18 protein-coding genes, 3 tRNA genes and 1 pseudogene are annotated in these 21,982 nt (G+C 70.2%); 16 read left to right on the top strand and 6 right to left on the bottom strand.

Annotated features, from left to right (window positions below; all coding sequences use genetic code 11):
* Positions 1-250 precede the first annotated feature (250 nt).
* The 4 genes from ACIRF9_RS30840 to ACIRF9_RS30825 all read left to right on the top strand — a co-directional run bounded on the left by ACIRF9_RS30840 (position 251) and on the right by ACIRF9_RS30825 (position 3,460).
* Positions 251-1,876 (top strand): S1C family serine protease, encoded by a 1,626-nt coding sequence (locus ACIRF9_RS30840; protein WP_403828634.1) that lies wholly within the window; start codon positions 251-253, stop codon positions 1,874-1,876.
* 67 nt (positions 1,877-1,943) lie between these two features.
* Positions 1,944-2,030: transfer RNA gene (locus ACIRF9_RS30835), tRNA-Ser, on the top strand.
* Between the two features lie 159 nt (positions 2,031-2,189).
* Complete coding sequence (locus ACIRF9_RS30830; protein WP_403828632.1) at positions 2,190-2,666, top strand: 4-oxalocrotonate tautomerase family protein; 477 nt, start codon at positions 2,190-2,192, stop codon at positions 2,664-2,666.
* A 152-nt stretch (positions 2,667-2,818) separates the two neighbouring features.
* Positions 2,819-3,460 (top strand): hypothetical protein, encoded by a 642-nt coding sequence (locus ACIRF9_RS30825; RefSeq protein WP_403828630.1) that lies wholly within the window; start codon positions 2,819-2,821, stop codon positions 3,458-3,460.
* 103 nt (positions 3,461-3,563) lie between these two features.
* On the opposite strand, the gene ACIRF9_RS30820 is transcribed toward ACIRF9_RS30825, so the two are convergent.
* Positions 3,564-4,469, bottom strand: coding sequence for a bifunctional DNA primase/polymerase (locus ACIRF9_RS30820; RefSeq protein ID WP_403828628.1), 906 nt, complete (start codon positions 4,467-4,469; stop codon positions 3,564-3,566).
* Positions 4,470-4,840: 371 nt separating this feature from the next.
* On the opposite strand from ACIRF9_RS30820, the gene ACIRF9_RS30815 reads away from it, so the two are divergent.
* From ACIRF9_RS30815 to ACIRF9_RS30790, 6 genes are all read left to right on the top strand, one after another.
* Positions 4,841-5,155 (top strand): hypothetical protein, encoded by a 315-nt coding sequence (locus ACIRF9_RS30815; protein ID WP_403828626.1) that lies wholly within the window; start codon positions 4,841-4,843, stop codon positions 5,153-5,155.
* Positions 5,156-5,378: 223 nt separating this feature from the next.
* Positions 5,379-6,278 carry a bifunctional MaoC family dehydratase N-terminal/OB-fold nucleic acid binding domain-containing protein gene (locus ACIRF9_RS30810; RefSeq protein ID WP_403828624.1) on the top strand — a complete coding sequence of 300 codons (900 nt, stop codon included), beginning with the start codon at positions 5,379-5,381 and terminating at the stop codon, positions 6,276-6,278.
* A complete protein-coding gene (locus ACIRF9_RS30805; protein WP_403828622.1) occupies positions 6,275-6,676 on the top strand; it encodes a MaoC family dehydratase in 402 nt (133 codons plus the stop codon). Before ACIRF9_RS30810 ends, ACIRF9_RS30805 begins: the two co-directional genes overlap by 4 nt.
* Entirely contained in the window at positions 6,673-7,842 is a 1,170-nt protein-coding gene (locus tag ACIRF9_RS30800) for a lipid-transfer protein (protein ID WP_403828620.1), read from the top strand. Before ACIRF9_RS30805 ends, ACIRF9_RS30800 begins: the two co-directional genes overlap by 4 nt.
* Before the next feature lie 248 nt (positions 7,843-8,090).
* Positions 8,091-8,639 carry a SigE family RNA polymerase sigma factor gene (locus ACIRF9_RS30795; protein WP_403828618.1) on the top strand — a complete coding sequence of 183 codons (549 nt, stop codon included), beginning with the start codon at positions 8,091-8,093 and terminating at the stop codon, positions 8,637-8,639.
* Between the two features lie 118 nt (positions 8,640-8,757).
* The gene (locus tag ACIRF9_RS30790; protein WP_403828616.1) at positions 8,758-10,437 is read left to right on the top strand and encodes a long-chain fatty acid--CoA ligase; all 1,680 of its coding nucleotides are present in this window, start codon (positions 8,758-8,760) and stop codon (positions 10,435-10,437) included.
* A 185-nt stretch (positions 10,438-10,622) separates the two neighbouring features.
* Here ACIRF9_RS30790 and ACIRF9_RS30785 read toward each other — a convergent pair whose 3' ends face one another.
* Positions 10,623-15,014 carry a PAS domain-containing protein gene (locus ACIRF9_RS30785; RefSeq protein ID WP_403828614.1) on the bottom strand — a complete coding sequence of 1,464 codons (4,392 nt, stop codon included), beginning with the start codon at positions 15,012-15,014 and terminating at the stop codon, positions 10,623-10,625.
* A gap of 329 nt (positions 15,015-15,343) precedes the next feature.
* A complete protein-coding gene (locus ACIRF9_RS30780; RefSeq protein ID WP_403828612.1) occupies positions 15,344-15,868 on the bottom strand; it encodes an SSI family serine proteinase inhibitor in 525 nt (174 codons plus the stop codon).
* A gap of 157 nt (positions 15,869-16,025) precedes the next feature.
* Here ACIRF9_RS30780 and ACIRF9_RS30775 point away from each other — a divergent pair.
* The 3 genes from ACIRF9_RS30775 (at position 16,026) to ACIRF9_RS30765 (ending at position 17,300) form a co-directional block, all read left to right on the top strand.
* A tRNA-Ser gene (locus ACIRF9_RS30775) sits at positions 16,026-16,119 on the top strand.
* Between the two features lie 216 nt (positions 16,120-16,335).
* A tRNA-Arg gene (locus ACIRF9_RS30770) sits at positions 16,336-16,408 on the top strand.
* A 199-nt stretch (positions 16,409-16,607) separates the two neighbouring features.
* Complete coding sequence (locus ACIRF9_RS30765; RefSeq protein WP_403828610.1) at positions 16,608-17,300, top strand: hypothetical protein; 693 nt, start codon at positions 16,608-16,610, stop codon at positions 17,298-17,300.
* Positions 17,301-17,396: 96 nt separating this feature from the next.
* On the opposite strand, the gene ACIRF9_RS30760 is transcribed toward ACIRF9_RS30765, so the two are convergent.
* From ACIRF9_RS30760 to ACIRF9_RS30750, 3 genes and pseudogenes are all read right to left on the bottom strand, one after another.
* Positions 17,397-18,632 carry a tyrosine-type recombinase/integrase gene (locus ACIRF9_RS30760; RefSeq protein ID WP_403828608.1) on the bottom strand — a complete coding sequence of 412 codons (1,236 nt, stop codon included), beginning with the start codon at positions 18,630-18,632 and terminating at the stop codon, positions 17,397-17,399.
* Complete coding sequence (locus ACIRF9_RS30755) at positions 18,620-18,826, bottom strand: helix-turn-helix domain-containing protein (protein WP_403828606.1); 207 nt, start codon at positions 18,824-18,826, stop codon at positions 18,620-18,622. Before ACIRF9_RS30755 ends, ACIRF9_RS30760 begins: the two co-directional genes overlap by 13 nt.
* Positions 18,823-19,098: pseudogene (locus ACIRF9_RS30750) on the bottom strand (replication initiator); the annotation flags it as partial. The pseudogene ACIRF9_RS30750 and the gene ACIRF9_RS30755, both read right to left, overlap by 4 nt.
* Between ACIRF9_RS30750 and ACIRF9_RS30745 the strand changes: the two are divergent.
* The 3 genes from ACIRF9_RS30745 (at position 19,072) to ACIRF9_RS30735 (ending at position 21,777) form a co-directional block, all read left to right on the top strand.
* Entirely contained in the window at positions 19,072-20,394 is a 1,323-nt protein-coding gene (locus ACIRF9_RS30745) for a hypothetical protein (RefSeq protein WP_403828604.1), read from the top strand. The pseudogene ACIRF9_RS30750 and the gene ACIRF9_RS30745 sit on opposite strands and share 27 nt — an antisense overlap.
* A 456-nt stretch (positions 20,395-20,850) precedes the next feature.
* The gene (locus ACIRF9_RS30740; RefSeq protein WP_403828602.1) at positions 20,851-21,264 is read left to right on the top strand and encodes an Imm10 family immunity protein; all 414 of its coding nucleotides are present in this window, start codon (positions 20,851-20,853) and stop codon (positions 21,262-21,264) included.
* 252 nt (positions 21,265-21,516) lie between these two features.
* Positions 21,517-21,777, top strand: a complete 261-nt coding sequence (locus tag ACIRF9_RS30735; RefSeq protein WP_403828600.1) for a hypothetical protein — start codon at positions 21,517-21,519, stop codon at positions 21,775-21,777.
* The last annotated feature ends 205 nt before the right edge of the window (positions 21,778-21,982 follow it).

The following is a 21,982-nucleotide window of genomic DNA, read 5'->3' as shown; positions in this document are numbered from 1 at the left end:
TCGTGCCACCGGAACCATCTGAGAACAGTCTGAGATGTTTCGAGGATGCGCACTTAGTGCACTAAAAGTCCCTTATAAAGAATGCCCGCGGACCCACAGGCACCGCTTATGGTGCTCTGACGGCCCGTGGGAAAAGCTGAGCAGTACAAAAGCACACGCACAGCTACCGCCGCGCCGGGTCGACGACAAGCGTGAACGGGCGAGACCTAGTGCGACCGACGACAACAGCCGTGGATCGAGGAGAAGAGCTGTGAGCACCGAGAACGAGGGCACGAACGAGGGCACCCCGGTTCCCCCGGCGCCGTCCGCACCCCCCGTGCCGGTGGAGTCTTCCTCGGCCGCGGCCCCGCAGACGCCCGCGCCGGACGCCGGCGCCCCCACCACCCCCCTCCCGCAGACCCCGCCCGCGGCCCCCGCCGCCCCGGTGGGCGACTGGCCGCCGCCGACCTCGCCGCCGCAGGCCCCGGCCGCCGCCGAGGGCGACTGGCCCCCGCCGACCGCACCCCAGGCCGCCCCCGGCACGCCCGCCGCGGCCGACGGCGACTGGCCCGCACCGGCCGCCGCACAGCCCGCCGCGGCCGCCACCGCGACCGACGGCTGGCAGAACCCCCCGACCACCCCTCTCTACGCCGAAGCCGGCGCGGGCACGCACGCGTACGGCGACGGCGGTGCCGCCGCGGCGGGCGGCGCCGGTGGCCCAGGCGGTCCCGGCGGTCCCGCCTGGGGCGCCTCCTACCAGCAGCCCGCGCCCAAGTCCGGCCGCGGCCGGGGCGGGCTCTTCGCCGCGGTCCTCGTCGCCGCGCTGGTCGCGGGCGGCCTGGGCGGCGGCCTCGGCTACACCCTCGCCAAGAACGACGACAACACCGGCTCGACGACCGTCTCCGCCTCCACCAGCGGCGGCGACGTCAAGCGGGACGCGGACACCGTCGCGGGTGTCGCCGCCTCGGCCCTGCCCAGCACGGTCACCATCGAGGCCGAGTCCAGCAGCGGCGAGGGCGGCACCGGCACCGGCTTCGTCTTCGACACCCAGGGCCACATCGTCACCAACAACCACGTCGTCGCGGACGCGGTCGACGGCGGCAAGGTGACGGCCACCTTCCCGAACGGCAAGAAGTACGACGCCGAGGTCGTCGGCCACGCCCAGGGCTACGACGTGGCGGTCATCAAGCTGAAGAACGCCCCGTCGGACCTCAAGCCGCTCACCCTGGGCGACTCGGACAAGGTGGCGGTCGGCGACTCGACGATCGCGATCGGCGCCCCCTTCGGCCTCTCCAACACGGTCACGACGGGCATCATCAGCGCGAAGAACCGCCCCGTGGCGTCCTCGGACGGCAGCGGCAGCTCCTCCTCCTACATGAGCGCCCTGCAGACCGACGCCTCGATCAACCCCGGCAACTCCGGCGGCCCGCTCCTCGACGCCCAGGGCAACGTGATCGGCATCAACTCCGCGATCCAGTCCACCGGCAGCGGCGGCCTGGGCGGCACCTCCCAGTCCGGCTCGATCGGCCTCGGCTTCGCCATCCCGATCAACCAGGCCAAGTACGTCGCCCAGCAGCTGATCAAGACCGGTGAGCCGGTGTACGCGAAGATCGGCGCGTCCGTCTCCCTGGAGGACGCGTCGGGCGGCGCGAAGATCACCGACCAGGGCTCGGGCGGCGCCTCCGCGGTCGAGTCGGGCGGCCCCGCCGACAAGGCCGGCCTCAAGCCTGGCGACGTCATCACCAAGCTCGACGACACCGTGATCGACTCCGGCCCCACCCTCATCGGCGAGATCTGGACCCACCAGCCCGGCGACAAGGTCACCATCACCTACGAGCGCGACGGCAAGTCCCACACCGTCGAACTCACCCTCGGCTCCCGCACGGGCGACAACTGACCCCCACGCGCGCGTGCCCACCCGTTACTCTTGTCCCCGCGCCGCCGATCACCGACGGGCGGCGCGGGGAGACGTGCCCGAGCGGCCTAAGGGAACGGTCTTGAAAACCGTCGTGGCAGCGATGTCACCGTGGGTTCAAATCCCACCGTCTCCGCGTGATGCGTAGTGCCGTAGTGCGCAATGCGTAGGCATATGGCCCCTGACCCGGGTTTCCGGGCAGGGGCCATTCTCATGTCCGGTTCGGGGTCCCGTTATGACGCTTGTTATAGCGGCGTGTACGCTGCCGATATAACGATCGTCATAGGAGGTTGGCGTGACCGTCATCACCGTGAACACCGCCAAGGGCCGGCTGGGCCTGGAGCAGCGCCGTGCGTTGGCCGGGACGCTGACGGATGCGGTGCTGGTGCCGGAGGTCGGGCAGTTCGCGCCGCCCGCGCGGGTCGGATTCCAGGTGCACTTCGTCGAGCGTGAGCGCGACATGATGGCCATCGGCGGGCGGCTGCTGGTCGATGCCGAGCGGGATCTCGACGTCATGGTGATCGACGTGACGGTCATGGACGGAGACTGGCGCCCGGAGGTCCGCGCCGAGGTCATCGAGCGCGTTCTGGCCGCGATGGCCGAAGCCTGTGGTCTCGAGGCGCCGTTGCCGACCTGGTGGGTCACCTTCCGTGTGATCGACGAGGGCAGTTGGGGATCCAGTGGTGGCGTGCTGTCCGTTCTCTCCCTGCTGGACAGCGGCGTGTTCACCGAGGAGAAGGCCGAGGCCGTCCGCGCGGCGCTCGGGGCCTGACCTCGTCACACCCGTCCCTGGTCCGTGACGGCTTTGTCCCGGCTGTGTGACGCAAGGGCTTGCTGTGCTGTGCCGAGGAGAGGGCCGTTGTTACCGTCCCGCTCCGGGGTGCGGCCGACTGGGCCGCCCCGTGACCAGGGGGGATGTCCCAGATGAAGGCCAACCGACTCAGACCCGTCGTCGTCGCGATCGCGGCCGCTGTCACGCTGACCGCCGTGCTCACCGGCTGCGAGAAGGGCGAAGCCGCCGCCGGGTCTGCGGCTGGGGGCGGCGCCACCTCCGGTGCCAGTGCCACCGCCTCCGCCAAGCCCGCCGGATCCGTCGCCGACGCCACGCCTTCCACCGCCCCGTCGGCCACCTCCACCTCCAAGCCCTCCTCCGCTCCTCCCGCCACGGCCGCCCCCGCCTCCACCCCCGCCGCAGGGTGCGCCGACAAGCCCCCCACCCCGGACGAGGTCGACCCCGACGAGATCGCCCTCTACCGCGTCGAGGAGATCGACGGCATCACCGACAAGGTGAACCTCGTCATCCAGCACGGCGCCTGGGGCTGCCCGGGCAAGGACACCGACGGCGCGCCCTTCGTCGTCACCGGCGAGGACAGCCGCTGGGCGCTGGACCAGGCCGCGTACGTCACCGCCGTCACCCCGATCACGGACAGCACCGAGAACCAGCGCATCGGCGTCCAGGAGCTGATCGACTGGGTCGACGCCCACCCGGACTCCGGGCTGGTGTTCCGGTACGAGACCGGTGACGACGGCGCCATCCACCGACTGGAGCAGGTCTTCACGCCGTAAACCGACCGGCCGTAAACCGACCGGCCGTAAACCGACCGGCCGCAGGACCGACCGGCCGTAAACCGACCGGCCGCAGGACCGACCAGTCCTAGGATCGGGAGCGTCACTCCGCGGGACGAGCCATCCGTGCCGCCGAGGCGATCGTCGAGCGCGCCTCGCGTTCCGTCAGGCCGGTGCGGACCGCGGCGGCGACGAGCGCGTCGGCGAGTGTCTCGCCGATGCCGTCCTCGTAGGCCCGGCAGGCCGCCCAGAACAACCGGGTGTTGCGCTGGCCCTCGTGGGCCGCGAGGACGAACTGGACCAGGCCCCGGCCGTGTGCGCCACCCGCCCCGGACCCCGCGCCCGCTCCCGGACCCGGTGTGCGGGGTGGCGGCAGCAGGAGGCGCAGGAGGGCGCGGGGGCAGGGGGCCGGGGCGAGGTGGGCCGTGCCGGGGGCCGTGGAGTAGGCGCCGTGGGCCGTGCGGGAGCCGGGGCCGACCAGGTAGCCGCCGGCGCCCCGGATGTCGATGCCGGGGGCGAGGCGGCCGGCCGAGTTGGGGACCACGACGTCCGCCGGGCCGGTGAGCCAGAGGTGACGTCCGCCGGAGGGGGTGACGACCACGACGGTGGGCGGGATGGTGAACAGGTGCCGCAGGGCCAGTTGCCGCAGGGCGGCCGTGGAGTTCGTACCGGACTTGGTGTCCAGGTCGACGCCGATCAGATGGTGCGGCGGCAGGCCGCAGGCGATGCCGTAGCCGGTGGCCCAGGGGGCGGCCGAGAAGAGTTCGCGGATGCGGGCCGGGTCGGTCGAGGCGTCGTACACGCCGTGGCCGAAGCGGCCGCACTCGCCGTGGCAAGGAGGGTCCTCGGGGCGGTGGGGGGAGCGCAGGGCCGGGAGTTTCGTCCGGGACAGGGGGATGACTGCCAGGCCGCGTTCGGCGGCCGACAGGGCGTGGGCGAGGGCCAGGGTGCTGGCCTGTCGGGGGTGCCGGTCCGGGTGCCGGGTGCCGTTCCGGTCGGTGGTGGCCATGCATTCAGTGTCGTACTGGTGTTCGAAAAAGGGAAGGGGAGGCCTCGATGCCGTGCGGGCGACGCGCCGACGGGCCGGCGACCGGCCGGAACGGCGGAGGAACGCTTCACCTCTTGTGGGGCCTGCGTGACAGGTGTCCGACTTGCCAGGGGTTATGGCGTCCCGTTCGAGAAAGGTCCGGCTAGGGGTTTATCGACTTGTCATCACGCTTGCGTGCTAATCACGGCTTGCGGGGTGGTTCGCCGGGGATCCGGTGGGCAACTCTGGTCTCGCGACGTCGTCACCGCACCGGGTCGGTCGGCCAACCGCCCTGGTGGAAGCCGTGGTTCAAGGCTTCGTACTGCGTATACCGATGGTTCTGGAGGACCAACATGGCAAGCATCCGTACCGCCCGCGTCATCGCCGCCGTCTCCGCCCTTCCGCTGGCAGCCGCCCTCTTCACCGGCGTCGCGGTGGCGGACAACGGCGGTGCCGCGGACGACGGATCGAACGCGGGTGTCGCGAGCATCGTGGGCAGCGGTGTCGGGCGCGACAACAACGGCAACTCTTCGACCACCCAGCAGAACGCCGTCGGCTCGGGCGCCTCGAACCAGAGCAACACCGGGCAGGTCAACGGCTCCCTGGGCACGGCCCTCAACCAGGGCAACAGCAACACGGCGGTCTCCTTCTCGCCGCTGTGGTGGTGAGCTGAGGAGGCCGGGGTGTCGGCCCCCGGCCTCCGTCCGGTGTGTTCCGTGGGGTGGTGTGCGGCGTCCGCGCGGCGGTACTTCGGTGCCGCCGCGCGGACGTGTCCGGGTGGCCCCGACACTCTTTGCGGTGACCTTGACAGCTCCCTTTATCTGACGGACAGTCAGAAACCGCCCCGGGAATGGGCATAGACGCACCGGCGCACCGGAGGGAGCGGCGACCGTGGACGACGACGGGCTCTACCCACGCCTCAAGGCCTACGAGGGCCGGTCCGCGGCCGTCTCCGGCACCGGCCGCGACCCCGTGAACGCGCCCATGATCCGGCACTGGTGCGAGGCCCTGGGCGACCACAACCCCGCGTACACCGGGCCCGACGCGATCGCCCCGCCCACCATGCTCCAGGCGTGGACCATGGGCGGCCTCGCCGGACCCTCGGGCCGCGCCCGGCCCTACGAGGAACTGCTCGCCCTTCTTGACGAGGAGGGTTGCACGGCGGTCGTCGCCACCGACTGCGAGCAGGAGTACGTCCGCCCCCTGCGCCCAGGCGACGAGGTCACCTTCGACACGGTGATCGAGTCGGTGTCGGAGCGGAAGACCACCAAGCTGGGCACCGGTTACTTCGTCACCACCCGCACCGACGTCAGGGCCGGCCCCGATCTCGCGGGCACCCACCGCTTCCGCATCCTCAAGTACGCGCCCGCCCGCCGCACGGCCGAGCCGAAGGAGCGCCGGCCCCGGCCCGTCGTCAACCGCGACAACGCCGGCTTCTGGGAGGGCGTCCGTGATCACCGTCTCCTGCTGCAGCGCTGCACCGCCTGCGCCGGCCTCCGCTTCCCGTGGCTGCCGGGCTGCCACGCCTGCGGCGGCCCGGAGTGGGACACCGTCGAGACGGCCGGCGAGGGGACCGTCTTCTCGTACGTCGTCATGCACCATCCGCCGTTCCCCGCCTTCGCCCCTCCCTACGCGGTCGCGCTCGTCGAACTCGCCGAGGGGGTGCGGATCGTGAGCAACGTGGTCGGGGTGCCGTACGACAAGGTGCGGATCGGGATGCCGGTGCGGCTCGAGTTCCGGCGGTACGACGACGAGCTGACGCTGCCCGTGTTCCGGGGGGTGACAGTGTGAGGGCCGGTGACGCGCTGCCCCCGCTCGAGATCGAGATCACCCGGACCCTGATCGTCGCCGGTGCGCTGGCCTCGCGCGACTACCAGGACGTGCACCACGATCCCGAGGCGGCCCGTGCGAAGGGCTCCCCGGACGTCTTCATGAACATCCTCACCACCAACGGCCTGGTCGGCCGCTATCTCACCGACCACTTCGGGCCCACGGCGGTGCTCCGCAGGGTCGCCATCCGGCTCGGGGCGCCCAACTACCCGGGGGACACCATGGTGCTCAGGGGCACGGTCGAGGAGATCGACGGGGACACCGCCGTGGTCAGGGTGACCGGGGACAACGGCATCGGCCGGCATGTCACCGGCACGGTGACGCTCACGGTCCCCGCCCCGGCCGGGGGTGCGCGGTGAGCGTACGGACGCGGGACGCCCTCGGAGGGCGGGCGGCGATCGCCGGGATCGGGGCGACGGAGTTCTCCAAGGACTCGGGGCGCAGTGAGCTGAGGCTGGCGGCGGAGGCGGTGCGGGCCGCGCTCGACGACGCCGGACTGACCCCCGCCGACGTGGACGGACTGGTGACGTTCACCATGGACACCAGCCCGGAGATCACCGTGGCGCAGGCCTGCGGGATGGGCGAGCTGTCCTTCTTCTCCCGGGTCCACTACGGCGGCGGGGCGGCCTGTGCGACCGTGCAGCAGGCGGCGCTGGCGATCGCCACGGGTGTGGCCGAGGTGGTGGTCTGCTACCGCGCCTTCAACGAGCGCTCGGGCCGCCGCTTCGGCTCGGGAGTCAGACACCGCGAACCCACCGCCGAAGGGGTCGCGCTCGGCTGGGTGATGCCGTTCGGGCTGCTCACGCCCGCCTCCTGGGTGGCGATGGCGGCCCAGCGGTACCTGTACACGTACGGGCTGACCCCGGAGGAGGCCTTCGGGCCCGTCGCCGTCACGGCCCGCAGGCACGCGGCGGCGAATCCGGCGGCGTACTTCCATGGCCGTCCGATCACCCTCGCCGACCACGCGTCCTCCCGCTGGATCGCCGAGCCGCTCAGGCTGCTGGACTGCTGCCAGGAGACGGACGGCGGCCAGGCGCTCGTCGTCACCTCGCTGGAGCGAGCCCGTGACCTGCCGAACCCGCCCGCCGTGGTCGCGGCGGCCGCGCAGGGCGCGGGCCGGGCCCAGGAGCAGATGACGAGCTTCCACCGCGACGACCTGACCGGCCTGCCGGAGATGGCGGTGGTCGCCCGCCAGCTCTGGCGCACCTCCGGGCTGGCGCCCGCCGACATCGACGTGGGCATCGTGTACGACCACTTCACGCCGTTCGTGCTGATGCAGCTGGAGGAGTTCGGCTTCTGCGCGCCGGGCGAGGCGGCCGGCTTCGTCGCGGAGGACCGGCTGCCGCTCAACACCCACGGCGGCCAGCTCGGGGAGGCGTACCTCCACGGGATGAACGGCGTCGCGGAAGCGGTACGACAGGTGCGGGGCACCTCCGTCAACCAGGTGCCGGACGCGGAACGGATCCTGGTGACGGCGGGGACGGGAGTGCCGACCTCCGGCCTGGTCCTGACCGCCGACGGCTGAGCCCGGCCGGGCGTCCACCCTTTGAGCTCTCGGCATCCACCCCGTGAGCCCCGGCATCCACCCCCTGGGCCCCGGTGTCCACCCCCTCATCCCCTCCGGCGTCCCTCAGGGGTCATCCCGTAGTACTCGCCCTCTTCCCGTCCACCTTCAGGAGGTGGAGCGGGCACCACCCCTACAACCTGAGGGGGACTAGCCTTCGGCACCTGCGGCCGATCCGCCCGAGAGGGGTGCGCTCCTAGCGTGGAGCCATGACCACACCCGTCTGCACCAGCGCCTCGAACGGCAAGAGGCGGCCTTCTCCGTACCCGTCCTTCGCGTCGTACGTCAGAGCCCGTCAGCCGGTGCTGCTGCGCACCGCCAGGTCGCTGACGGCGAACCCGAGCGACGCGGAGGACCTGCTGCAGACCGCGCTCACCAAGACGTACGTCGCGTGGGAGCGGATCGAGGACCACCGGGCGGTCGACGGCTACGTCCGCCGGGCCCTGGTGAACACGCGCACCTCGCAGTGGCGCAAGCGCAAGGTCGACGAGTACGTCTGCGACGAGCTGCCGGAACCGGAGCCCGCGCCCGTCGAGGACGACCAGGCCGAGCGGCAGGCGCTGCACGACGCGATGTGGCGGGCGATCATGAAGCTGCCCGACCGGCAGCGGGCGATGGTCGTCCTCAGGTACTACGAGGACCTCAGCGAGGCCCAGACGGCCGAAGTCCTCGGCGTCTCCGTGGGCACGGTGAAATCGGCGGTGTCCCGGGCCCTCGGCAAGCTGCGCGAGGACCCTGAGCTGGGACTTGTCCGCTAGCGTGCCGACATGGTGTTTCGACCCGGGCTTTAAAGTGACCTGATCGATCGTCGTCACCTAGTGACATACCGCGCGGTATGTGAGCAGAATCAGCGCAACCGTTACCACCGCGTAGGCAATGTCGCCGCCCTGGGAGGACGCCGTGCTGAGCACCATGCAGGACGTACCGCTGCTGATCTCGAGGATCCTGACCCACGGGTCGGCGATCCACGGCTCGTCACAGGTGACCACCTGGACGGGCGAGGGCGAGCCGCAGCGCCGCTCCTTCGGCGAGATCGGCGCCCGCGCCGCCCAGCTGGCCCACGCCCTGCGCGAGGACCTCGGAGTCGAGGGCGACGAACGCGTCGCCACGCTCATGTGGAACAACGCCGAGCACGTCGAGGCCTACTTCGCGATCCCCTCCATGGGCGCGGTCCTGCACACCCTGAACCTGCGCCTGCCCGCCGAGCAGCTGGCCTGGATCGTCAACCACGCGGCCGACCGGGTCGTCATAGCGAACGGCTCGCTGCTCCCCCTGCTGGCCCCGCTGCTCCCGCACCTGAAGACGGTCGAGCACGTGGTCGTCTCCGGCCCCGGAGACCGCTCCCTCCTCGCGGACGTCCGCCCCCAGGTCCACGAGTACGAAGACCTGATCGCCGGCAAGCCCACCGCTTACGACTGGCCCGAGCTGGACGAACGCTCCGCCGCCGCCATGTGCTACACCTCCGGCACCACGGGCGACCCCAAGGGCGTGGTCTACAGCCACCGTTCGATCTATCTGCACTCCATGCAGGTCAACATGGCCCAGTCGATGGGTCTGACCGACCAGGACACCTCGCTCATCGTGGTCCCGCAGTTCCACGTCAACGCCTGGGGCCTGCCGCACGCCACCTTCATGACCGGTGTCAACATGCTGATGCCGGACCGCTTCCTGCAGCCCGCCCCGCTCGCCGAGATGATCGAGAGCGAGAAGCCGACGCACGCGGCCGCCGTCCCCACCATCTGGCAGGGCCTGCTCGCCGAGCTGCTCACCAAGCCGCGGGACGTCACCTCGCTCACCCAGGTCACCATCGGCGGCTCGGCCTGTCCGCCCGCCCTGATGTCGGCCTTCGACGACCTCGGCATGCGGGTCTGCCACGCCTGGGGCATGACGGAGACCTCCCCGCTCGGCACCATCGCCCGCCCGCCGGCCCATGTCGTCGGGACCGACCAGGAGTTCGCCTACCGCCTCACGCAGGGCCGCTTCCCGGCCGGCGTCGAGGCCCGTCTGACCGGCCCCGGCGGCGAACGCCTCCCCTGGGACGGCGAGTCCGCGGGCGAGCTGGAGGTGCGCGGCCCGTGGATCGCCGGCGCCTACTACAACGGCCCCGACGCCGAACCCCTCCGCCCCGCCGACAAGTTCAGCGAGGACGGCTGGCTGAAGACGGGCGACGTCGGCACCATCTCCCCCGACGGCTTCCTCACCCTCACCGACCGCGCCAAGGACGTCATCAAGTCCGGCGGCGAGTGGATCTCCTCGGTGGAGCTGGAGAACGCCCTGATGTCCCACCCGGATGTCGCCGAGGCGGCCGTCGTCGCCGTCCCCGACGACCGCTGGGGTGAGCGCCCGCTGGCCACGGTCGTCCTCAAGGCGGGCTCCTCCGCCGACTTCGAGACCCTGCGCACCTTCCTCGCCGAGGAGGCCAGGATCGCCAAGTGGCAGCTCCCCGAACGCTGGACCATCGTCGAGGCGGTCCCGAAGACCAGCGTGGGCAAGTTCGACAAGAAGGTGCTCCGCAGGCAGTACGCGGAGGGCACGCTGGACGTCACCCGGCTCTGAGAGCTGTCCTTCACTGAGTACGGTTCACTTCAGTACGCCGGGCAGGTCACCTCGCGGCACCTGCCCGGCGTACGCCGCATTCTGGCCGACCGCGAGGACACCGACCGCGCCCGCTTGCGCGACTCCATCAAGGAGGCGGCGCGCAGCATGATCGCTAAGTAGGGATCAGTAGGGATCAGCGGGGATCAGTTGGTGCCGATCCGTGCCAGCAGGTCCACGATCCTGCTCTGCACCTCGGCGCTGGTGGACCGCTCGGCGAGGAACAGCACAGTCTCCCCCGACGCCAGCCGCGGCAGGTCCGCCTGGTCGACGGCCGCCGTGTAGACGACCAGCGGAGTGCGGTTGAGCTGCCCGTTCGCGCGCAGCCAGTCGATGATGCCGGCGTACCCGGGCTGCCGCCGGTGCACCTGCATCAGGTCCATCACCACCAGGTTCGGCCGCAGCTGCCCGGCGAGCGTGACCGCGTCCGCGTCGCTCGCCGCCCGCGCGACCTGCATCCCGCGCCGCTCCAGCGTCGCGGTCAGGGCCAGCGCGATCTCCGCGTGCTCCTCGATGAGCAGCACGCGCGGCGGGTGCTGCTCACTGTCCCGGGGCGCGAGCGCCTTCAGCAGTACGGCGGGGTCGGCGCCGTACGCCGCCTCGCGCGTCGCCTGTCCGAGCCCGGCCGTGACGAGCACCGGGACCTCGGCGGCCACCGCCGCCTGCCGCAGCGACTGCAGCGCGGTACGGGTGATCGGCCCGGTCAGCGGGTCCACGAACAGCGCGGCCGGGAAGGCGGCGATCTGCGCGTCGACCTCCTCGCGCGAGTGCACGATGACGGGCCGGTAGCCGCAGTCGCTCAGCGCCTGCTGGGTGGAGACGTCCGGCGCCGGCCACACCAGCAGCCGGCGCGGGTTGTCCAGCGGCTCCGGCGGCAGTTCGTCGTCCATCGGCACCGGGCGCGGCGGGTCCGCCACCTCGATGGCCCCACCGGGACCGTCCAGCGGCTCGGGCCCCTCGGCGGCGTTCTCGTCCGGCGCCCCTATGGCGTACGACCTCCCGGCACCCTCCGTGGTCCCCGCGAGCCGCGGCTGACCGGCGAGGGACGGCTGAGGGGACAGCGCCTGACCGGCCAGGGACGCCTGCGGCGCCGGCGGCTGCCCCGCGAGGGAGTGCTGCGGGGCGAGCGGTACCTGGCCGGCGAGCGAGGGCTGCTGGGGCATCGGTGCCTGGCCCGCGAGCGAGGGCTGCGCGGGCATCGATGCCTGACCCGTGAGTGACGGCTGCTGAGGCATCGGCGCCTGGCCCGCGACGGGCTGCTCGGCCGGCGGATGTGGACGCGCCGTCTGCTCCGGGCGGGCGGCCGGGTCCGGCGGTGTGCCCAGCTTGCGGCGCCGCCCGGAACCGCCCGGACTGTGCGGGGCGGGGGTGGCCATGGCCTGCGCGGCGGGCTGCGCCTGCTGCACCTGCGCGGCCTGCCGGGTGAAGGGGACACCCTGCCCCAGCGTCCGCACGCTGATCGCCCGGCCCTGCGTCGAGTTCGGGTCCATGGGCAGCGCCGCGGCCTCGGCGGGCAGCGGCTGCGCCACGGGAGCGGCCGCGGGCACGGGAGCCTCGGGCGGGAGGGGGGTGCCCGTGCTGGGGGTCGACGTGGTCGGTACGGGGGCGGGCACGGGCGGCGCGCCGGGGTTCGGTACGGCGGCGGCGGCCGGGTCGGCCGGGGCGGCGCCGGGGACGGCTTCGGCGGGGAGTGCCTGGGCGGCGACCTGGGGTGGGACGGGCTGCCCGGGGAGCGGCTGCCCGGCAGGGGGAACGGGCTGCCCGGGCAGGGGCTGAGCGCCGACGGGCTGCATCCCCTGAGCCGCTCCGGCCTGTCCCGGAACGGCCTGCGCCTGGGCGGCCTGAACCTGAGCAGGTCCCTGAGCGGCCTGAGCCTGAGCCTGAGCCGGGATCGGAGCCGGAGCCGGAGCCTGAGTCGGCACCGGGGCCTGTGCCTGCGCCGGCACACCCCCGGGCGCCACCACGCCCGTGGCCTCCGCGGGCTGGCCCACGGCCCGTCGGCGGCGGCCGGTGGGCGCGTTCGTGGGATGCGGCTGGGGCGGGGTGTGGTCGTCGGCCTGGTCGTGCGGTACGGCGTCGTGCCGGCCGTGGTCGATCAGGGCGTCCTCGGACGAGCCCTGGGCGGGAATCTGGGCCACCGGAGCCTGGCCCGGCACGGGGACGGGAACCGGAGCCGGAGCCGGAAGCGTTCCGACCTCCTGCGCCTGCCCGGGCACGCCCGAACCGTCCACCGCCCGGTCCGCCTCCGCCGGCGGCAGGGCGAACACCGTGCGCGGCCCCGCCTCCTGCGCGGCGGCGCGCTCGGACGCGGCGGCCAGCGCTCGCCGGCGGCGCCCGGTCGGCTGCCCGTCCTCGGCGGGCGCGGGAGCCCCCGCGACCGCCGGCAGAGCGGGCGGGAGGGCGTTCTGCTGTCCGTCGTCGACACGCCTTCCGCCGGGCGGCGCGGGCACGCCCTGGGGCGGAACGGTGCCGCCCAGTCCCGTCCCCGCGGCGGCGGTCCCCGCCGCGTGCTCGGCGGCGGTCACGACCGCACCCTCGGCCACACCCGCACCGGCTCCCGCGTCCTCGGCGGGACGTCCACGCCGTCGCCCGGAACCTCCGGTGACCTCTTCGGCGCCCTCCGTCGCCTCGCCCGGAGTCTCGTCGGCGGCCGGACCGCGCCGGCGCCGTCGCCCGGTGGGCGGCGTGGCACCCTCCGCGTCGGCCCCCTCGGCCGAACCCGGAACCTCACCCTCCAGGAAGGCGTCCACGGAGGACCGGCGGGCGCGCCGGCGCCCGGAACCACTCTGCTCGGCGTGCTCGCCGTCGTCCGGAACGCTCTGCGCGGCGGGCAACGCGGCGGGCAGCGCCGCGGGCGCCGGAGGGGCGACGGCGCCCGCCCCGCCCCCGAGGGGGACTTCGAGGACGTAGGCACTGCCGCTCATGCCCGGCACTTCGTGCGTCTGCAGCACACCACCGTGCGCGCGCACGATCCCGCGCACGATCGGCTCGTGCACCGGATCGCCGCCGGCGTACGGCCCGCGCACCTCGATCCGGACGACCTCTCCCCGCTGGGCGGCCGCCACGACCACGGTGTTGTCCATGTAACCGCCCGCCGAGACGGGCGCGTTGCCGGTGGCGTCGACGCCCGCGACGTCGGCGACGAGATGCGCGAGCGCGGTCGCGAGCAGCCGGGCGTCGACCTCGGCCTCGATGGGCGGCGCGTGCACCGCGAACTGCACCCGTCCCGGCCCGATCAGCTCGACGGCCCCGTCGACACCGGCGGCGACGACGGCGTCGAGCATCACCTTCGTACGGGCGATCTCCTCGCTGCCGGCGTCGAGCCGCTGGTAGCCGAGAACGTTGTCGATCAGCGTCGTGATGCGCGAGTACCCGGCGGACAGGTGATGCAGCACCTGGTTGGCCTCGGGCCACAGCTGTCCGGCGTCGTCCGCGGCGAGCGCGGCCAGCTCGCGGCGCAGCTCGTCCAGCGGTCCGCGCAGGGACGCGCCGAGAAGGGTGAGCAGCTGGTCGTACCGCCCGGCGAGTGCGTCGTAACGGTCCTTCTCCCGCTCGCCGAGGGCCGCGTAGCGCTCCTCGGCGGCGGCGACCTCCTCGGCGTGCTCCTCGTGCAGCTCCTCCAGCTCGGTGACGTGCTGCTGGCGCAGCGCGGTGAGGTCGGAGGCGTGCTCCTCGGAGAGCCGTTCCAGCTCGTCCTCGTGCGACTTCTCGACGGACTCCTTCTCCGTGGCGAGGGCGTCGTAGGGCCGTCGGTCGGTGAAGGTCATGACGGCGCCGACGAGCTGGTCCCCGTCGCGCACGGGAGCGGTGGTCAGGTCGACGGAGACCTTCTCGCCGCCCTTCGACCACAGCACCTGTCCCCGCACCCGGTGCTTGCGCCCGGAGCGCAGGGTGTCGGCGAGCGGCGACTCGTCGTACGGGAAGGGCGAGCCGTCGGCGCGCGAGTGCACGATGAGGGTGTGCAGCTCCTTGCCGCCGAGATCGCTGGCGCGGTAGCCGAGGATCTGCGCGGCGGCCGGGTTGACGAGCACGATCCGCCCGTCCGTGTCGGTCCCCACGACGCCTTCCGACGCGGCGCGCAGGATCATCTCGGTCTGCCGCTGCGAACGCGCCAGCTCGGCCTCGGTGTCGACGGTGCCGGTCAGGTCCCGTACGACGAGCATCAGCAGCTCGTCGCCGCTGTAGCCGTAGCTGTCGTAGGCCTGCTGGCCGTTCTCGAGATTGGCGCTGGTGACCTCGACGGGGAACTCGGACCCGTCCGTCCGCCGCGCGACCATCCGCGTCGGCTTGGTCCGCCCCCGCGGATCCATGTGATCGGGGCGCCGCATCGACCCGGGGATCAGCTTGGAGTCGAACTGCGGGAGCAGATCGAGCAGCCCCCGCCCCACCAGAGCCGTACCCGGAGTCTCGAAGGCCTCGAGCGCGATCGTGTTCGCGTTGACGACGGTCCCATTGGCGTTGACCAGGACCAACGCGTCGGGGAGCGCGTCGAGTATGGCTGCGAGGCGAGCAGCGCCTCGGGATGGCCTGCTGCTCACGAGTCGCTTCCTCCCTGTTACCGCACCTTGCCGACCGCTCGGGCCATCTTGCCAACCGGCCCGCAGCGTGTCACGCGAGGGAGTCTAAGGGCTGGGTTCCCGTGACAGCCCCCGGATGAGAGGGAGCTCGCACGACGAAGTGACACAGAACGTGTGACCGTACGCATGACCTTCGCCGGAGTTTTACGAGACGGGTGAATCCGCCGTGCGGCACCTGTGCGAGTGGTCCCCGTCCCGGGGGTACCGGCCGGGACCGGAACCCGGCCCACCGCCCTTGGAGGGGCGGGGGTGGGGAGGGGCGGGCCACTGGATGCGGCGGCGGCAGGGTCTCAGGAACCGGTGGTGGGCGCGGGCCGAAGGTCGGGCAGCAGGGGCACCATCCGGTCCCACCGCTCGATCTCGCACCCGTCGCTGCGTTCGTACGTCGTGTCGACGGGGCGTCCGGCCCAGCGACCGGTGACACGGGCGGTGGCCGGCCCGCCGTACCGCATGGTGCACACACCACCGCTCGGCACCGGCGCGAAGGCGTCCCGTCCCCACCGGGTGTTCCGCTCCACGGCCCGACACGCGCCTGACACGTCCGGGTGACGGCCCCCGCCCGGATGGCACCACACCTCGAACACCCCGTCGACCCGCCCTCCCGCCCGCCGGACGGTGACGACGAGGTGATCTCCGCCGGCCCGGTCTTCTTCCCGGACGGGAGGAGGAGCGAGGACGGTCCCCGCGGGGACGGTGGCGGAGGCGGGAGCGGGAAGCACGGCACAGAGGGCGGCCGCGGCGACCGCGAGGGTGAGGGTGGTGAGGGCGGTGGCGCGGGACCGCCGACGGTCTCTGAGTGAGGTGACCTGCGACATGACCGGACTAACGCGATGCCGCGGGCGACGTTCCGCACGGGGAAGCCCTTTGCCCTGTGACCCGACTGCCTAGTACCGTGGACGTCGATTGGTGACAGCACGCTCGACTGTGTCATCATCTGCACGCACCACTCGCACACACGCGAGCGGTTGTGCTGGAGGCGTCGCCTAGTCCGGTCTATGGCGCCGCACTGCTAATGCGGTTTGGGCCTTAAAGCCCATCGAGGGTTCAAATCCCTCCGCCTCCGCCAGATCACCGAAGCCCCGGTCCGTTCACGGCCCGGGGCTTCGTCGTTCCACGACGCTTCCCCACGACGGCCCGAGTGGCCCTCTGAGGGCGTTTTCCCAGCTCACAAGGGGTACGGCAAACGGATTTCACATGTCGGCGGCAGTCATGTAATGTTCTTCCTGTCGCCGCGAGCGGGCCGGAAGGGCCGAGAGCGAAGGACAGAAAAACCGAATAACAAGCACTCGTAGCTTAACGGATAGAGCATCTGACTACGGATCAGAAGGTTGCAGGTTCGAATCCTGCCGAGTGCACACAGGTCAGAGGCCCCGGAGAGATCCGGGGCTTCTGACATTTTCGGGGCGTACAGCAGCGAAGTACAGCAACGGGGTGTCGGCGCTTTCACAGTCGTCACTCAGCGCGCTGCAGTACCCAAGCGCCCACGCCCTCTGTCTCCATCCAAGATTGCTCCCTAGAGTTTGATCAACTGGACGGGGTCGACTGGGGCGGGGCATGGAGACGACGCAGCGCGTGATCCACCGGAACGGGCTCTTCTCAAAGTTCCTGGTGGTACTCGTTGGGCTCGCAGTGTTGCTCCTCTGCTACACCCTGGTCCGGGAGAACCTTCCGCAGCGACTCACCCGTGACTGGCCGTGGAAGCTCAAGCTTCTGGACATCCAGAGCGCGACGGCGGCCGTCCTCGCCACAGGCGGGGCAACTCTGGCTCGTGCCCAGTACGCGCGCACTGTCAGACCCGCTATCGGCTACTTCGGCCGTGTCATGGACGGCATGGCCCCCGACAGCCGTTTGGCTTGGGCGTGCCACTTGTTCAACGGTGGCCAGGACGTGGCTGTTACGACGCACGTGAGCTACTGGGTCACCTACACGGCCGCCGCGAAGGCCCGGGGCGGTGCCGCTGACTCCTCGGACTGGATGACCCATCAGGCGGCGGTGGACTCGATGGAGAGCCGAGCGCTCCTGCACAGGCGAGACTTTGCCCTTGACCTCATAGGACCTGGTCGGCCCATTCCAGGGGGGCAGTTGATGTTCCTGGGCTGGTTCACGGAGGAGGCCATGAGCGAGGTGGAGAACGTGTTCGTCAAAGTGCAGGCAGTTGATCGAGTCGGAGACACCCATGAGCGGATCATCAACCTGCTCAAGGGCGCCAATCGCGCACCTTCCCACCCGGACCCGCCTCCCTTCTGAGGGCGCGTACCGCTCGGCGCCGCTCGTTGGCACGGCTGAGGGCCCCTGGACGTGATTCAGGGGCCCTCAGTGGCATCGCCGTGCGGCCAGCCGCTGTCAGGCTGTACCACCCATGGCGTCGGACAACTTGCCGAGCGCCGCCCGCACCTCTTCCTCGCTCGCTTCCGCGTAGACCTCCATCGTCATAGCGATCTGCGAGTGGCGGAGGATGCGCTGTGCCACCTTCGGGTGGACCTTGAGGGCGACGAGCAGCGAGCTACATGTGTGGCGGGTGTTCCGGAGCGGGATGACGCGGAGGCCGGCGCGGCGGGCGCGTAGAGCGAACATGCGGGTGAGGTTGCCTGGCTCGATGGGCGTGCCGTACTTCGTGGTGAAGACCAGGCCGCGGGTGTCCTGCCAGAGCTCCCCGGCCGCCGTCTTGTCTCCGGTCTGCTGGGCGCGGCGCATGCGGAGCGCCTTGAGGCAGAACGCGGGGAGGGGACGGAAGTCGTCCGACTCCTCGGTCTTGGTCTCGCGGTGCAGGATCTGACGGCCTGCTCGCTGGATCTGGTGATCCACGTACAGCTCACCCGTCTCGAAGTCGATCGACTTCCAGGTGAGCCCGAGGACTTCACCCCGGCGGAGCCCGAGACAGAGCACCAGGACCCAGGCGCCGAAGAGCGGATCTTCGCGAGTGAGCGCGTCAGCGAGGAAGCGCCCCGCCTCGACGACGGACCAGGGCTTGATCCGCTTACGGCGAGGCTTGGGGACCTTGACCAGGGAGGCCACGTTCTTGCTGATCTCCTCCTCGGTCACGGCGTGGGTGAGCGCGGCCCGCAGGGCGTCACGGGCCGCCTGGACGACCCGCCGGGACGGGAACGCCTCACAGCACTCACCGACGGCACAGCAGCGCTGCCGTGGCTTGGGCCGCTTGGCGTCCTTGCCCTGGGCGCAGCACTGGCAGATGCCGGCCAGCTTGGTCAGCCACTCGCGCACGTCCCGGACGGTCAACTTGTCGAGTCGCTTCGAGCCCAGGTGCGGGGCGATGTAGAGCCGCACGGAACCCTCGTACGAGACGTAAGAGAGCGGCGCGAGGTTCGGCTTGACGATCGACTCCAGCCAGTAGGAGAGGAACGCCGCGACTGTCCGGTGACGGGTCTGCACCGGGCTCTTGGCGGCCTCACCGTGCAGCTTGATCCACTTCTCGTGAACCTCCTCGCGGGTCTTGCCGTAGACGTACTTCCGCTTCCGATCTCCGTCCGGGGTGGTCACCCAGACGTACGCCGCGAAGCCGTTCTTGTAGGCGTAGATCGATCCTTCGCCGTTGGCACGCTTACCGCTCATGCCGCCCACCCCTCGGCGTCGGCCGCGCAGCGGTTCACGTACTCGTCGACCCAGGCGGGGAGGACACGGCGGTTACGGCCGATCTTCACGGAGCGGATCTCACCGCTCAGCACCAGCGCCTTCGTCTTGGAGAGTCCGAAGCCGAGCATCTCGGCGACTTCGGCCGTGGTGTGCCACTTGCGCTGGATCGTCACGGTGGTCACTTGGTCGGTTCTCCTTCTGTTCCGGGGGCGGGTTCGATGGAAGCGGCCAGCCAGGCTTCGGCGTCGGAGAGGCCGGTGCCTGCGAACACCCAGTGCGCGAGGACGTACGTCGTCTCGGGGCCCGTGTCGGTTGTGGTGCCTGCGACTTGTGCGCGCTGCCATTCGGCGCGGGCGTTGCGGAGGGCGCCGAGGGTGGTGGAGTAGCGGCGGGACTTGGTGGAGAAGTGGCCGCGGAAGCCGAGCATGTGAGCCCACGCGCGCAGGCGAAGCTGGAAGACCCCCCTCTTACACAGATCCCGCTACGCCTCCTGTCGGATCCTGCGAATTTCTTCCGCCGCGTTTCCGCAATTGAGGGAGAGGCTGCCAGGGCGGCGGCAGATGCCTTGTTCAATAGGTTTCAGGACTACATGATCGCTGCTGTAACCCTTGGCGACATGTCAATTGACGACATCGCCCCCATTTTCGAGCGCGTGAACAGCAAGGGGACACCCCTCACGATTGTCGACCTAATGCGGGCGGCGACATGGGATCCTGCATTTGATCTCCGAGACGCAATCGATGGGATCCTGGGGAGCCTCGCTACCCGCAATTACAACACGATCGATCGCAAGACCGTTCTGCGGTCTGTGGCTGCTGGAGCCGGTTATGGTTTTGCCGTCGACGATATCGATAAGCTGCGCGACAAGAACGTTGAGGAGCTTCGGCACGTCATCGGCGAGGTAACTGAAGCGGCCAAAAAGTCTGTCGACTTCCTTACTACCCACATCCGAGCCCCTCGTCCACAAGCCCTTCCCTATACGAATCAGTTTGCGGTTCTTACTGAGATCTTCAGGCGGGTTCCTGCTCCAAGTAACGATCAGTTTGTCGAATTGGAGTATTGGTTTTGGCGGACAACGCTTAGTGGCTATTTCGGTGGCTGGAACACAGGTCAGATGTCCAGCGACTGGAGAGCCATCCAAGACTTCGCCGGAGCTGAACCTGGAACTCCGCTGGAAGTTCCAGCTTCCCTTCCACGCAAGGACATTTGGAAGGTATCTCAGTTTCGTGCCAACAGTGCTGTTTCGAAGATGCTGGCACTAATGCTTTCTTATGCTGGCCCTGTTGATTTGCTCACGGGGCAGAGGATTGACGTGGGGAAGTCCCTATCCTGGAGCAATGACAAGGAATATCATCATTTCTTCCCGCGTGACTTCTTGAAAAATAGCGATATTCCGCCGGGTCGAGCAAATGCCGTGGGGAATATCGTTCTGTTGTCCTCCGTGAGCAATATCAAGATCAGTAATTCCGCCCCGTCGCGCTACCTGAAAGATTTGGTAGATTCCATCGGGCGGGAAGAGACACTTGGGCGGCTCGGTACCATGTTCGTCTCCGAAGAAGCATTCGAACTTGCTCTCTCGGACGACTACGCTGGATTCTTGGAAGCGCGCTCCACGACCTTGCACGCGCGGGCATTGGAGCTCGTCGGTGAAACCATGGCCGAAGAGCGAGACTCCAGCGCGCCCAGCGTCGGAGAGGTTTCGGTCGATGATGCCGTGAATCTAGAGGCAGAAGCGGATCCAGGGTTGTAATCCGTGCCATCCGGGGCCTGGCATCGCTGCAACCGCCGCTGCCGCCGCGGCTTGCTCTAATCGACGGTACGAGTAGCGTGGCTGAGGCCGGTGGGGGTACAGCGAGGCATACGCGTGCGTGATCGGTCGGCGCACCCGCCGTCGTGGCTGACTGTCGTCGGCTGAGGTACAGACGGGCCCCGGAACGGCTCTGGAGAGATGACCGTGCCGGAGCCTGAGAGGGTGGGTGGCGAACCTGTCAAGTCTGCCCCCGGCGGCTGACACCAGCGCCTGACACCAACAGCTCCGGACACCGGCGGCCAGCGTCGAACCCGAGCGGACGGTCAGCCGAGGACCACGGCCGGTTGACCAACGTCGCCGACCTCTGTGACCGACCTGATAAGGATGAGGCCACAGCTCCAAGTCCTCGCCCGCGATGTGATCGCGAGTGTCGCTCACGGGTGCTAGAACACCCGCATGACGTACAGATTCACGGCGCAACTTGCCTGCGGGCTGGACGAGCTGGACCAAGGCGACTGCGTGATGGCGGGGGTGGCCGAGTCGGACGACGAGGAGGCGTTCTCCCTGCTGTTCATGTGCGACTTCAACGAGCCCGACGCGCAGGAAGTGCGCCTCGGCATGGACACACACTGTCTGGTTACACCCGACCAGGGCACCGCCTACGGCTGCGTACGTGAGGTGGAACTAGACGGCGAGTTGCTGCGGGTGACATTGGATCCCTCGTCATTGGACGCTCTCGGCCTAGCCGATCCCGTCGTCGAGGTCTTGCTTCGGGCGCCGGCGGCGGACGTGGCGCGCATGCGCGAGGTGCTACCGCGCATCCTGGCGTACGGGCGCCCAGATGCCCGCCCGAGACTGATCAAGCTGTAGTGAGGCAGGACGCACCAGCGGTGAGTGTCTAACTGCGTGACAACGCCGATGAACATCGGCGAACAAGCACGGACGCCTGCGAACCATTAGCGCAGGTGAAAGGCACCTCAGCCCAAGGCAGCGCCCCCACTCAAGTTGCTTCGGGACGAAGAAGTCATCACCCCTGTCTCGCCGTACGGTTCTCGCCGTCGCGGCCGACCTTGAGTACGCGATGCTTGGTGTATGACCCCTGAACCCAGCGCTGCTCCGTCGATGACCACACACGTGCGTGAGGTGACCGACGGAACCACCAGAGTCTTCACGTGGGAAGAAGGCTCACGCATCGAGGTCCGCAACCTGGGCGGAGAGATCGTCATCGAGGCCAACGCAGCCGGGCTGAAGACCCTGGCCGGCCACCTCCTCACACTCGCCCAGGACGGCACACCGGACGGCGCTCACCTCCACCTGGAGGCGCACAACGGACTCGAAGAAGGCTCCGTGGGCCTGGTCTTGGAGCGGTGCGACGACGAATGACTCGTGCCAGACGCGTGCCAGATCGTGCGGGGAACCACGGGGAACAGCGGTGAACCCGTCGACCGTCCACCAGGCGTCTGCATCTCCCCGCCGCAGGTCAGGCCCGGAGCCAGCCCTAGATACCCTTAGCTTCCCAAGCTGATGGCTCAGGCATCGTCTCGCGGCCCGGCCGTCGTGGCTCGATTTGGTCGACGGGATTGGCAGC

It is taken from the genome of Streptomyces sp. NPDC096132 (assembly GCF_044763345.1).
GTDB lineage: Bacteria > Actinomycetota > Actinomycetes > Streptomycetales > Streptomycetaceae > Streptomyces.
The sequence above is the reverse complement of the archived record's forward strand: the minus strand, read 5'-3'. Positions and strand labels throughout refer to the sequence as shown.